The 12,170-nt window shown below is 54.5% G+C and carries 15 protein-coding genes; 9 read left to right on the plus strand and 6 right to left on the minus strand.

The window, feature by feature from the left end:
• Positions 1–142 precede the first annotated feature (142 nt).
• The 5 genes from BM083_RS22190 (at position 143) to BM083_RS23005 (ending at position 5,115) form a co-directional block, all read left to right on the plus strand.
• Positions 143–2,116 (plus strand): AAA family ATPase, encoded by a 1,974-nt coding sequence (locus BM083_RS22190; protein WP_089872755.1) that lies wholly within the window; start codon positions 143–145, stop codon positions 2,114–2,116.
• Complete coding sequence (locus BM083_RS22195) at positions 2,113–2,553, plus strand: hypothetical protein (RefSeq protein WP_089872757.1); 441 nt, start codon at positions 2,113–2,115, stop codon at positions 2,551–2,553. Before BM083_RS22190 ends, BM083_RS22195 begins: the two co-directional genes overlap by 4 nt.
• Positions 2,554–2,670: 117 nt before the next feature.
• Complete coding sequence (locus BM083_RS22200) at positions 2,671–4,038, plus strand: DNA-methyltransferase (RefSeq protein WP_089872805.1); 1,368 nt, start codon at positions 2,671–2,673, stop codon at positions 4,036–4,038.
• Positions 4,038–4,640 carry a hypothetical protein gene (locus BM083_RS22205; RefSeq protein ID WP_089872759.1) on the plus strand — a complete coding sequence of 201 codons (603 nt, stop codon included), beginning with the start codon at positions 4,038–4,040 and terminating at the stop codon, positions 4,638–4,640. Before BM083_RS22200 ends, BM083_RS22205 begins: the two co-directional genes overlap by 1 nt.
• A complete protein-coding gene (locus tag BM083_RS23005) occupies positions 4,633–5,115 on the plus strand; it encodes a hypothetical protein (RefSeq protein WP_143085801.1) in 483 nt (160 codons plus the stop codon). The genes BM083_RS22205 and BM083_RS23005 overlap by 8 nt, the downstream gene beginning before the upstream one ends.
• 27 nt (positions 5,116–5,142) lie before the next feature.
• On the opposite strand, the gene BM083_RS24190 is transcribed toward BM083_RS23005, so the two are convergent.
• Positions 5,143–5,454 (minus strand): GIY-YIG nuclease family protein, encoded by a 312-nt coding sequence (locus BM083_RS24190; protein ID WP_089872761.1) that lies wholly within the window; start codon positions 5,452–5,454, stop codon positions 5,143–5,145.
• A gap of 303 nt (positions 5,455–5,757) precedes the next feature.
• Here BM083_RS24190 and BM083_RS24195 point away from each other — a divergent pair, with 303 nt between their 5' ends.
• Positions 5,758–5,898 carry a hypothetical protein gene (locus BM083_RS24195; protein ID WP_394327639.1) on the plus strand — a complete coding sequence of 47 codons (141 nt, stop codon included), beginning with the start codon at positions 5,758–5,760 and terminating at the stop codon, positions 5,896–5,898.
• Positions 5,899–5,945: 47 nt separating this feature from the next.
• Here BM083_RS24195 and BM083_RS22215 read toward each other — a convergent pair whose 3' ends face one another.
• Entirely contained in the window at positions 5,946–6,134 is a 189-nt protein-coding gene (locus BM083_RS22215) for a hypothetical protein (protein ID WP_089872763.1), read from the minus strand.
• The gene (locus tag BM083_RS22220) at positions 6,131–6,436 is read right to left on the minus strand and encodes a hypothetical protein (RefSeq protein WP_089872765.1); all 306 of its coding nucleotides are present in this window, start codon (positions 6,434–6,436) and stop codon (positions 6,131–6,133) included. The genes BM083_RS22215 and BM083_RS22220 overlap by 4 nt, the downstream gene beginning before the upstream one ends.
• 189 nt (positions 6,437–6,625) lie before the next feature.
• On the opposite strand from BM083_RS22220, the gene BM083_RS22225 reads away from it, so the two are divergent.
• A complete protein-coding gene (locus BM083_RS22225) occupies positions 6,626–6,862 on the plus strand; it encodes a MarR family transcriptional regulator (RefSeq protein ID WP_089872767.1) in 237 nt (78 codons plus the stop codon).
• A gap of 20 nt (positions 6,863–6,882) precedes the next feature.
• On the opposite strand, the gene BM083_RS23885 is transcribed toward BM083_RS22225, so the two are convergent.
• Positions 6,883–7,110, minus strand: coding sequence for an IclR family transcriptional regulator (locus tag BM083_RS23885; protein WP_089872807.1), 228 nt, complete (start codon positions 7,108–7,110; stop codon positions 6,883–6,885).
• Positions 7,111–7,406: 296 nt separating this feature from the next.
• On the opposite strand from BM083_RS23885, the gene BM083_RS22235 reads away from it, so the two are divergent.
• On the plus strand, positions 7,407–8,138 hold the full coding sequence (locus BM083_RS22235; RefSeq protein ID WP_089872769.1) for a hypothetical protein: 732 nt from the start codon (positions 7,407–7,409) through the stop codon (positions 8,136–8,138).
• Positions 8,139–8,458: 320 nt separating this feature from the next.
• Here BM083_RS22235 and BM083_RS22240 read toward each other — a convergent pair whose 3' ends face one another.
• Positions 8,459–10,033: a DUF7282 domain-containing protein gene (locus tag BM083_RS22240; protein WP_089872771.1), complete on the minus strand. Its 1,575-nt coding sequence runs from the start codon at positions 10,031–10,033 to the stop codon at positions 8,459–8,461.
• Between the two features lie 422 nt (positions 10,034–10,455).
• Here BM083_RS22240 and BM083_RS22245 point away from each other — a divergent pair, with 422 nt between their 5' ends.
• Positions 10,456–10,674: a hypothetical protein gene (locus tag BM083_RS22245; RefSeq protein ID WP_089872773.1), complete on the plus strand. Its 219-nt coding sequence runs from the start codon at positions 10,456–10,458 to the stop codon at positions 10,672–10,674.
• Between the two features lie 263 nt (positions 10,675–10,937).
• Here the strand turns inward: BM083_RS22245 and BM083_RS22250 are convergent, their stop codons facing one another.
• A complete protein-coding gene (locus BM083_RS22250) occupies positions 10,938–12,056 on the minus strand; it encodes a PAS domain-containing sensor histidine kinase (RefSeq protein WP_089872775.1) in 1,119 nt (372 codons plus the stop codon).
• Positions 12,057–12,170 lie beyond the last annotated feature (114 nt).

Consider the following 12,170-nt stretch of genomic DNA (forward strand, 5'->3'; position numbering starts at 1 on the left):
ACGACTATCGCTCTTTTATTCGGGAGATTCTGAAGCACGAGCGGACGAAACTAGACCAGGATCGTCCGAAGTATGCGGAAAAGTACCGATCGCTAATCGATTCGTATGCTACTAACGAAAGTCTTGGTGACTACGCTGACGAATGAATAACATTCAGATCTTCGACATAGAGCTCAAAAACTACCGTCAATACCGAGGTATCGAGGAGATTGACCTCGCAACAACTCCGGACAAACACATCAATGTCATCGAGGGGCAGAACGGGTCGGGGAAATCTAACCTGCTGAATGCAATTACGCTTTGTTTCTACGACAAAGAACCTCATATCGACAACCAAGACAACCAGGGGTTAGGTGCCGATCCCTTAGTCAATCTCAAGGAACTAAGACAAATCGATGTGGGCGAGGCCGTACGTGGGTATATCGAGATTACTCTCGGGAAGCAGGAACCCCAGTACGTATTTACCCGAAAATTCCGAACCGCGAAAGTCGATGAGGACGAGTACAGCAGCGTCACTGACGACCTCCAGCTCCGACAACGATTCGGTCCGGATTGGCAAAACGTCGACAACCCCAACATCCGGCTCCGAGAAATCCTACCGACACACGTCCACCAATACTTCCTATTCGACGGCGAGCAGCTCGACCAGTTCTTCGAAGAAGGGTACACTGAGCGTGTGCAAGACGCCGTTCTCGACGTCTCTCATATTCAACTGCTGGAACGAGCAGTAGACCATCTCAAGTCGGTTCAGAAAGACCTCGAGAAGGAAGCCTCGGATGTCGAGGGGACGCCTCAAGACTTGCACGATGAGTACGAGGAAGCCCAAGAAACGCTTGAGGAGCTTGAGGAAGAAGAGAAGATACTCGAGGGGAACATCAGCGATGCGAACGAGGAGATAGAGGGTATCGACGAGGAGCTATCTGACAGTACCAACCCAGATGTTCGTGAGAAGCAGCAGCGTCGACGCTACTTGAACGAGCGCCTCGAGGACCGGAAGGAGGAGCTCCAGAACGCTCGTGAAGACGCCGCTGTGGCACTCGCTCGCGCGGGGCCAGTTGCATACAACAAAGATGCCTTGGAGTTCACGCTTGATCGGTTCCGCGAATGGGAGACCAGCGGTCAAGAACCACCAGATATCCCCGAGTGGTGGCTCGAACAGCTGCTCGAGAAGGGCAGATGTATCTGTGGGACCGACATCGAAACTGAGCAAGAGAAACGTCGGCATCTCGAAGAATTCAAACAAACCGTTGCTGAGACAGCGACGCAGAGTGCCAACGGGAAGCGGAAGGTAGAGCGCGCGCTTGAGCGTGCAGATGACATGGTCGATGTAGCGAAAGAACGGAAGGGACGCGTTGAGGACATCCGAGACGACATCGACGAAATCAATGAAGAACTGCGCGAAATCTCTGCTGAGTTGGAAAGTAAGAACATCCCGGACGACGTCGATGTGGCCGACCTCGAGAAACAGCGCAAGCGAATCGACGCTCGCATTAAGGACATGCGCGAGGAGCTCGGGCAACTTCGCGGGAAAATCGAGCAACAAAGCGAGGAAGTCGAAGAGCGCAGGAATAAGTGGAAACGAGAAGTGGAAAAGGAGAAGAAACACGATCAGCTTCTTCGGAAGATTCGTTTCGTTGAGAACGCCCGGGGCAAGGTAGAGAGTATCGAGACCAAGATTCTTGAGCAGGTCCGCGACGAGACAGAGACCTCACTTGAACAGTACTTCAACGACCTCATCTGGAAGGACGAGCACTACGACATCGAGCTCACTGAGGACTACGAAGTGCGCGTTTACGGCCCGTCTGGAGAGAAAAAGCTCGGGTCGTTGTCGGCAGGTGAGCGGCAAGTGCTCGCGCTGTCGTTCATGTCGGGGCTTTCGAAGATTAGCGGGTTCTCTGCACCAGTTGTTATCGACACTCCACTGGGGCGGATTTCGAGTAAACCGAAACGAAGAATCGCACAGAACGTCCCGAACTATCTGGAAAATAGCCAGGTGACGTTCCTAATGACCGACGAAGAATACACAAGCGAGGTCAAAGCCTTCCTACAGAATGATGTCGCCCACGAATACCATCTGGAGTACACTGATGAGGTAACGAAGGTGACGACAGAATGAGCGAGCAAAAATCCCACAAGTATGAGGAGTCCGAGCCGCGGCGTGACGTTCACATTGAGAAATCGAAGCGCAGTCTGTACGAGGACCTACGAACCAAAGAGACCTCGCCGTTCTACGACGTCGAGCTGCACGATCTGTTCTTGTTCGCCGTAAGTTACGGTCGTAAGAAGGCCGGACGAGTCGAGCTTGAGGGGAAGGAGCATGCGCTGTTCGGTCGGTCCTCTGCACTCCGTGAAGAGCAAGAGGGTATCATCGAGGCAGTTGCGGTGCGAGAAGAGCGTACTCTCGATGTTTTGCAGGATAAGCGCCTCGTCTACACTATCGCTGAGGAATACGCGAATGGCGGAATTGACAAATTGCATGGACGGGTATTCGGGCCCGAAGATGATGCACTGAGTGAACTAACGATAGAAGTCGTTGGAGAGTATGAAGGATAACCATCTATCGGTTTCGCAGCAGACATTGCGAGAGTTACGAAGTACTCAAATGGCTAGAAAAATCTTGTTCAAGCAATGAGCCAAAATGAATTCGAAAACCAAGAGGAGCCGTTGACTATGGAGCGGCTCGACCCTGGAGTCCGAAAGCTTATCTCTATCATTAGCGAGCATATTGACGACGTCGACAACGTCTCCAGCCTCGACGAGTTCCTGGACGGAACCCACCAGCCGAAGGAACCGAGCACGCCGGACGTCTACAACTTTCTCTCTTCAAATCCGGATGTCGCCAAGAAACTCCACGGTGCAATCAAAGACGAGTTAGAGCACCATGGGAGTGTTACCGCTGAGGACATTCGGGCACAACACGATGAGCGTCCCGATGTTGACGAACTGAAGGCGAAGGTTGAGCACGCGAATGCTCGCTACGTCATCCCGTCTGACGCTGACAAAGACGCCGACACTGAGAACTCCAAACGACTGGAAATCGAATCTGAATCAGTCGATCTTATAATAACGTCGCCGCCTTACTGGCGGAAGCGCAACTACGGCGTCGACGACCAGCTCGGTCAGGAGTCGGATCCAGACCAGTACATTGAGAACCTCGTCAAGGCGCTCGAGCACTGGCGCGCGTTCCTGCGCCCACACGGGTCGATATTCCTCAATATCGGCGACAGCTACAACAACAAGAGTCGTGTTGGAATTCCTGGCCGGTTCGTCCGTGCTGCGCAGGAAGCTGGTTGGACGATTCGTAACGACATCATCTGGGCAAAAGACAATGGCATGCCGTCCCCGGCAAAGGACCGACTGGTTCCACGCCATGAGCATATCATCCATCTCGTGTGGGATGCTGACGACTACTACTACGACCTCCACGGATACGCCGAGGTCTTCGGGAACGGCTCGAATCCGGGAGACGTCTGGCGAATGAACCATGACCGCAACACCGGTGGACACCTCGCACCATACCCGGAGGAACTGGTTCGGAGAGCGATCACGCTCGCTTGTCCGCACTCAGTGTGTACGAAGTGTGGTGTGGCGCGTGAGCGCAATCGGGTGAGAGGGACGACCGAGTTGGACACGAGTCGGCCACAGGCTGAGCGAGCCCTTGAGCTGTATAATCAGTCCGATCTCGAAGAGCGACATATCAAGGCGGTTCAGGCGGTTGGGATTTCTGACGCTGGCAAGGCGAAGGAATTCCAGGATGGTGCGGGTGAGAACGCCAAAGACGTCCAAGAGCTAGCGAAGGAAGCGAAAGAGGTGCTAGGCGGTTACTTTAGAGAGTTTACGTTCCCTCAGTGGATTACTGAGGGATGGACTGAGTGCGACTGCGAGGAACCGGAGTATGGGCCTGGAATGGTGTTCGACCCGTTCAGCGGCTCCGGAACCACCATCAAGGTCGCTAACGAACTGGGGCTCCATGCGTGGGGAACAGACCTCGATACCTCCAACTTCGACAAGAATCAGTCACTGTCACAGTATCAATAATGACTCAGTACGTCCTGAAACCCGAAGTAGTCAAAGATTGCTTTTGGCGGCTCGTTGAGTCGTCTATACACAGGCTCTTCCCCGGGTATCTGTGTCTTCAGCAGCAGTCCAATCTCGACGGGAGAACGATGGGTCTGTCGTTCCCATACAACGATTTCTTCGACACGTACTTTCGGGTTCTCGACGGTGACAAACCGTACCTAGTTCCCTTTACACAGGCAGAGAATCCAGCAGACGCTACACTGTGGTTCAACGCGAACGTAGCTGGGACGTATGCACCATCGTCACTCAGAGCGAAATCACCGCTGATGCAAGTAGCGACCCTTGAAGAGGGCGGTCACAACTCGAAGTGGGGATTAGGTGATGAGCACTGGAAACTTGCGCGCCATCACATATGTGACGGCGAGCAAATCCCTGTAGAGTCCGTCGCGGCGTACTTGTTCCGAGACTTCGCGTTTCAGACCGATGACCCGTCAGCGTATACGGTCGTATCTGCGTATACTGAGGAGTTTGGGTACGATCTTGGTGGGTCAGCATTCGCGCATCTGTACGAAACGGGCGACTCGAATATTACTGCGGAGAGCTTCGAAGAATATGAGTGAGCAAACCCAGATGCGGCTTGGTAACGAGAATTCGATTCTCTCGCGGGGGAGAGTTCGACGATTATCGCCCGAGGATCTTGAGGTGGCTTCTCCCGAGGACCCCACCGAGCAATTAACCGATTCAGAGCGAGCTGGTGAGTTGCGAGAGTCAGCGGTTGAAGCGGCGTCAGCGGGTATTGGTGCTGCTGTTGTAACTGCTGATGGTGATGTCTATACAGGTTGTCCAGTCGAAGGAAAGGGGTGGGGAGTGCACGCGATTGAGCTAGCAGTCTCGAAGGCTGTGTCTGAGGGTACAGGTTCGGTTTCTGAGGTTGCTGTGTTTTCTGAAGATGGAGAATCGGGGTTGTGTGGCCGGTGTCTTCAGGCGATAGCAGATAGTCGAGACGATGACGTTACAGTGCAGATTGTGGATGCTGAGGATTGTGTGGAGAGATTCGATTTCGACGAATTGTACCCTGCACTTTGGAGGAAGTAATTCGCGCTAGACTGCGTTTTCGCGTGACTATCTCGGGTATATGGGTTCGAGTTTGTTGGTGAGTTTCTTTTCGATGGTTATTCGATGCGACTTTTCGCTCCCGGGCATTTGCATGATTCGCACCTCTGTGAGGAACTGTAGCTCTCTGGCTTCAACGGGAGAGTCGTTATCTCGTTGTACGTGACTGCGTAAATCAGATGATTTGCTGTTGTTGTAGTGGCCGTTGATTCGGCTTCTGAGGTTGCTGGATTGACCTACGTATAGGCAGTTTTCGGTCCCTTTGACGAAAATTGCATATACGCCTTGCATATTTCCAGGTTCGATTGCATCCCAGCGCATATCGTCCCTTCTCTGTGGTTGTTGATTTGTGTTTTGCTGGCGGTTGGTTAATCCTACTTCCGCAGTTTAATCTGAACGTGTAGCACGGGTTTCCTGCAAGGCAGTGCAGTCTCTCGGTTTTTTATGGACGAATCGGGAAGACGTCACCGATTTGAACACGCTTCTCCGTGAGCCAACGTGAGAACTCACAGCCGCTGAAACGGCACAGACGCTGCGAAGAGACTTCCTCGGTAACACGCGAAAACGAGCTCGAAACGCCGCTCTACTAAATCGCGGAAGTAGGATTAATCAGTGAGCGCCTTGATGACTTTCAGACGCCGGAGTCTGGCTAGACATTGTTGTATTCATACAATCGGTACCTCGAAGCATTTTCAGTTGGTACCGGGTTTCGTTCGTCCCGCCAGTACCCGAGTGCCCAGCTCGGACTGTCCAGGTACTCAATAAGCGAGTGAAATTTTGAGAGGAGTATTAGCTATATCAGTTTATATGACCTAGCAGTTGTGCATCTCGATCCGCTCCGGCAACCCTACTGTCCCACACACCGGACACTCGACGAGCGGCGTCGGCGGCAACGCCTCGGTAGACTCCAAGGCCGCGTGCAGATGCGCTTGCACCTCGGCATCCTCAGTCCGCGACAACGCCTGCGAGAGGTGCATCTGTAACTCCTCGCGGGCGCTCATGCGTGGGCCTCCTTGCGCTCCAAATCGTGCTGCAGGCCGAGCTGCGCGAACTGGCCGGTCGAAGCCCACCCACGCTCGTCGGCGACGAACGCCTGCCACTCTGCGAGCGGACGGCCATCGAGTGGCTGGTAGTGATCTAACGTGCGTCCGTCGAAGACGACGACGGCGTCGGCGGGACGGTAATAGTGATGCGTCGACCCCGTAGCGTCGACACCGAGGGTGAACGAGCGCGCGAGGGCGTCGGTGAGGTGGCTGGCTAGCGATGCGGTACGCTCTTGTGGCGCGGTGTGCGTAGTTGACATTGGCTTTCTTGCCTCAATCGAGAAGCCACCGGTCACGTGTTGGCGCACGTGGCCTTTCTGCGAACGGCGAAACCAGGACTTCTCACTGATAGCTATGGTCTGCATCTACTTAATAATGTGCATTCAGCACAGTTGTTCTGCACATTTAGTAAGCCATGTTTTATAGCATAGTCACAGCAAAGAGCAGCTATGAGCACTCCTAATCTCACCGGAACTGACGAAGCTATTCTTGACGTGCTCAAACGCGGTCGAGAATCGGATGGGCCGTGGGGTATCGCAACGAAAGGATATCTCGTCGATGAAACAGGGTACTCACGCAACAGCGTGTACAATCGTCTCGAGGTACTCGAAGCCCGTGGTCATGTGAAACTCATCCACGAATCCACGCGGCTCTTCGAGTTCGTGAGCGACCCACGCGACAAGTAGGAAGAAGCGAGTTCTCGTGGTTATAGCTCAGACGCGTCGACGTCTCCAGAGAGATAGCCGAGTCCATCGTCAGTGATTTCGTACTTTCCGCGCTCGATACGCCTTACGAGGCCCTTCTCAACGAATTCCGATAATCGCCGATTCACGTGAGACCTACCGAAACCAGCATTGAACGCGACTACAGTAGGTGTTAGTACGAGACCCGAATCGCCGAGTATCTCGAGAATCTGATCATCGGTCGGTTTCATCCACTCCCCCCGTTTGCGCATACAGAAGCAAGTCCAAGGTGAGTGTTAATCAAACCGATGTGTGAGATAGTGAGTCCGATCCTAAACCTAATGAGCACCAGATAGTGCTCAGATTAAAGTGAGTTGAATGAGTGGGATAACGTAACGACTCACCGGGTCACTTGGTCCTGACAGAAAGGACCCGTGTAAGAGCACGGATCCGGTGCGGTCGAACTACCCAACCGCATGACTTCGAATACGCCCCCTACTCAAAAAGGTCTCGTCGCACAACTGATCTGCAGCACGGAGGGCCACAAATGAGCGCACCCGCGAGTCCGGCCCTCGCCGACGAACTCGAGACGCTCAAAGACCGCCTCGACGCTCTCGAAACACGAAACGACCAACTCGAAGCCCGCGTCGACGAGCTCGAAACCGAGAACACCGAACTCACAAATCGCGTTGACACCCTCGAAGCCGAAACCGACCAACTCAAAGACCGCGTCGACGACCAGGCCGAGACGATCGAGTCCCAGCACGCTGAGCTCGCCGAGTACAAAGCCCGCGTGCGCAAAGTCGAAGCCACGACCGAATCAGCCAGAGAGCACCGCAAGCGACTCCAACAGCAGTTCCACGAACTAACTACGGACGACGTCGCCACGACGGACGATGTGACGTCACTCTCCCCACTCCAGCAGGTCGTCGCCTTCTCGAAAGACGCCGTCCAGAAACTCACGCCGAACGAGCAACGCGCTCGCTACGTCGCCAAAGGCATCAGCGACTATGCGAAGAAAGTCCCGGCAGGGTACACGATTGATTCGAGTACCATCAGCACCGTCCTCCGCTCGAAGGACGGCGAGAGCCCCCACACAGAGACCGTCTCGCGAGTGATGGAGTTCCTCAATCGCTTCGGGAAAGACGAGACGAAGATCGTCAAACGCCGCGGCACGAAACGCGTCGTCTTCACCGAGCAAGCGGTCGCGGATCTCGAGTCAGCGACGAGTGAGGAGTCGCGCAGTATCACAGACGTTGTGATGTGGTGGCGACAGTGAGGGCGTGATAGACGCCGATTCAACACTCACTATACGATAGGCACCTAACACAAACCGCGGGGACACACGGTACTACTAGCCGCAGCACTCGGGAAACCCTCGGTTGGTGTAGGAGTAGTAGTGGTGGATAAAACGAGTTTGAGCCGTTCGGTCGGTCGGAGCCTATCACAACGGGTGTGATGAGACGACCGTCATGAGTCGCTCGGAACACGGGGAGAGCTAAGCACTGGAACGGTACCGCACGACATTGACGTCGGTCCCCAACAATGACGTCAGCCGAGAATGCTGACAAGAGCTGCGCGCTGAATAGAGAGGAGGTGTCAACAAACCCGTCTCTTCGTAATACAGGCGTCGTCCATCACTAGCGTACTGCCTGTGTATCGGGGAGTATCCTCTCGAGCATTTGTGGCGACGTAGTCAAACTCACCGTTTTGATTTGTATCGCGATATGCAACTGCCCACAGGCGCTGAGAATCCGTGAGTGGCTCGTCCAGAGTGATGTGAACCAGTTCATGGCTACCAGCAGTGAGGAATGACGAGACGCCACGGATACTCGGGAACACGCCATCGTCGTCCGTGAACAGTCGCTCGTCGTGGAGTACCACAAACCCGCTCTCTGGAAGACTTACTTCGTCGACGACGATTTCCATCCCATCGGAGTCTTGGTCGGAAAACGTCACCTGTTCGGGCTTGGAGGACATGTTTTGGTTTCGCAGCACTGTGAGTCTGTAACCTTCTTTCTCCAAGAAGGGTTTCACTCCATTATCGTCACCTTGTGCGATGCGAATCGAATGCGTGCCAGCCGTCTCTGCTGTCACTGGTTCGTCCAGTACCCGTGTGGACGTGCTGAGAACGTTACCCAGAGGGTCGTACAGTGTTACCTCTCTATCGAAGAGATCGACGAACTGTATGACCTCGTAGTCGATTACGATCTCGTCGCCTGCTTCGGCAGTGAATTGGTACCAGTCACGGTCGTATCCAGCCAGCGTCGCTTCGACTGGCTCGCCGGGTGTAATCGGGGTTGCGGTCTCCCTGCTCTCGTTCGGCTCGTCTTGGCCGAGATCGACAGTCTTGACGACGAGTTTGTACGTGGTAAAGCCATCAACCGCACCGTCCAGCCCCTGGACCTGAATGAAGTACGATCCGTCTTCCTCGGCAACGTCTGCGCCGAATGCCGTATTGAGAGAACTAAAGTTGAAGTTGGACACGGTCTTATATGCGCTAAAGGGGCGATCACGCGGCACCTCACCAATCTCATCACCGCTCGGATCGAACAACGAGATCTCGAGATCACGGTTGATGGCCAAATTCTCAGCGGTCAACTCAAATTCAATCCCCTCTCCAGCGTTGACTTCGAAGCGGAACCAATCCTCTTCGTTGTCGATGATGACGCCATCGACAGGGTCGTCGATACCAATTTCAGTAGCGCTTTCGCGATCATCGTTTATCTCGTTAGGGTCTGGGTCTTTGTCAGCGACATCAAACAGGAGCGAGTAGGGTATCTGACCCCCTAGAGACGCGATTCGCACAGCGTACGTACCTGTCTCAGGTACGGTGGTGCCAATGGCGACTCGAGGCAATTCTGTCTGTGTCACCTTCGTCGAATCCAGAACAGTACCGTCTGGCGTGTATAGGATAATTTCGACTCCTCGTTTGAACCAGTAGTCAAACCCGAGAAGGGCGAAACACACTGTCTCTTCGGCCTGGAGGTCGATCGTGAACCAGTCTTCCTCACCGTCGGTCAGGGTTCGTTCGACCGTCGTCCCTCTGGACACGGGTTCCGCATCCTCCGGCACGTGAGCCGACACTTCCCCCCAGTTGAGAGGCGTGTCGAACCACTTGGCCGCGCCAGTTCCGAGTCCGAATAAACCTCCGATGACACTTCGTCGTCTCATGTGAACATGACCCGGTAGTAGACCATCCGACCTCGAAATATGAATTCTGTTGCTGTAGGAGTATATGTAGAGAAAAGAAGACTGTGAGTACTACAGGACTGTCTTTGAGATGATTGTACTCTGTTGGATAGCGGTGTCCTCATAGAAGGTCGCAATTTGATTTAGTGTCTCAACTGCTGACGGTGGGGGTTTCAGAATCACCGTGGCTTTACGTCGACCTAGTGCACGTTGTTCAACACGGCGGGACAATCGGGGAATCGACCGGATGTGTTGTCCCTTCGACAACCAGCACCTCAACAACTATGAGCGCCTTTTGCACACGTACGAAGAACAAATAATCAGACCGTGTGAGTGCGATACGAGATACCCCGCGCTACACTCAACCCCAACAATCACGGCAGCAGCGACGCACTGTACTCTTAATGCGGCATTCGTCGACCCAGTTGACCCCAACACAACAGACAGCCTTCGAGCAAATCGAACACGCAGTTACAACAGACGAGCCATTCACACACGACACAGCGATCGACGGGATCAGTGCCGGCGACGTCGAGCACTCCGAAGCCGAAGCGCTCCTTGAACAGCTGCTGTTGAAAGGCTATCTCTACGAGACCGACACGGGTCTGCGGATTACGAAGTGATAGCTGCGACGTATTCTACACTCTGTCTGTTGCACGCTTTTTCTGACAAGATCTGAGTAGGTTTCTCTGGTCGTGCTGAACTCACAGCGCGAGTCGGTCAAGTTAGCCTGACATGCCGTCGGGAGAATCTCTCAGCACAGGCGACACAAAGCTCGCTCTGCGTAGACGAGCAACCCACAATCACAGATACGATCGTCCACGAGGGACACGTCCTCGGTTGGATAGCATCCCACCAGCCACGAAGAGAGATTGTAACGGTTCGGTCACGCTCGCTTGAGCTCGACGGTGAACACAGCTCCCTTCGGTTCGTTATCTGTTATCCAAACATCGCCCCCGTACGCCGTGACGAGGGTCTCCACCAGATACAGACCCAGTCCCGTCCCCCCGCTTTCCAGACCCTTCGTGTCCTTCTCAAAGATCTCGACCCGCTGTTGTTCCGGAATGCCGGGACCGTTGTCGGCGATTCGGACACGGATCGTCCCCTCCGTGTGCTCGGTCTCGATGGAAATCCGAACCATCTCTGCATCGTTGTGCTGAACGGCATTGTTCAGGATGTTCCCGAACACCGACGACAGCATCGCGTTGGCCTGTACCTGAACGTCCGGAATCTCCTCTACACGAACTTCGACCCGGTCGAACGACGTCCGGACTCGCTCGATCTCATCGGTGAGCACGTGTTTCAACGAGACAGGGTGGAGGTCGAAGTCGTCGTCACCTTCGAGGAGCTCCATGACGTCTCGCACCTCTTCTGTGAGTTCGGTCGTGTGCTGACTGGCACGGTAAATCCGGTCCAGTTTGTCCGCGGACTCCGCCGGGAGTTCGTCTCGAAGCAATTCGGCCCATCCGGTGATGACGGCCATATCGTTACGGATGTCGTGCCGGACGATTCTGTTGAGTAGGCTGAACTGCTCGTTTTTGCGCCGAAGATCCTCCTCGACCTGTTTACGTCGAGTGATATCGATGACCACGCCCGTCACTTTCAGGGGACCTCCATCGGCGTTGCGTTTGGTGACGCCTCCGACGTCGTGGAACCACCGATAGTCCCCATCGGCGTCGCGAATCCGATACTCCACGTCGTACTTCTCGGCGTCACCTTGGAGATGACGTCGCATCGCCTCCATCGCGCGTTCATGGTCCTCGGGGTGAACGAGAGCCGTGAAATCCTCGTAGTGGTCGAATTCGGCCGGTGAGAACCCGAGCATGTCGACCTTGTTCTCGTGGAACGTGACCGCTCCACTCTCGACATCCATCTCCCACCACGCAAGATCGCCTGCGAACATCGCACCGTCCAGTCGTCGTCGATACTGTTCCAGTTCTACTACGTACTGCTCCGTATCATCCAGACCATCGTCGGTATCGTCAAACTCTGTTCGCTCAGTCACGATATGTCGGCTGGTACAGTACCCGTGCGTATAGTGGTTACTCCGCCGATCTCTGCGTCCTACGGGAGTGATGCTTCTCCCCACCTGGCCATTTTTCACCGGGACATGTGCCAA

It is taken from the genome of Halogranum rubrum, from assembly GCF_900114455.1.
In the GTDB taxonomy this organism is placed as follows: domain Archaea; phylum Halobacteriota; class Halobacteria; order Halobacteriales; family Haloferacaceae; genus Halogranum; species Halogranum rubrum.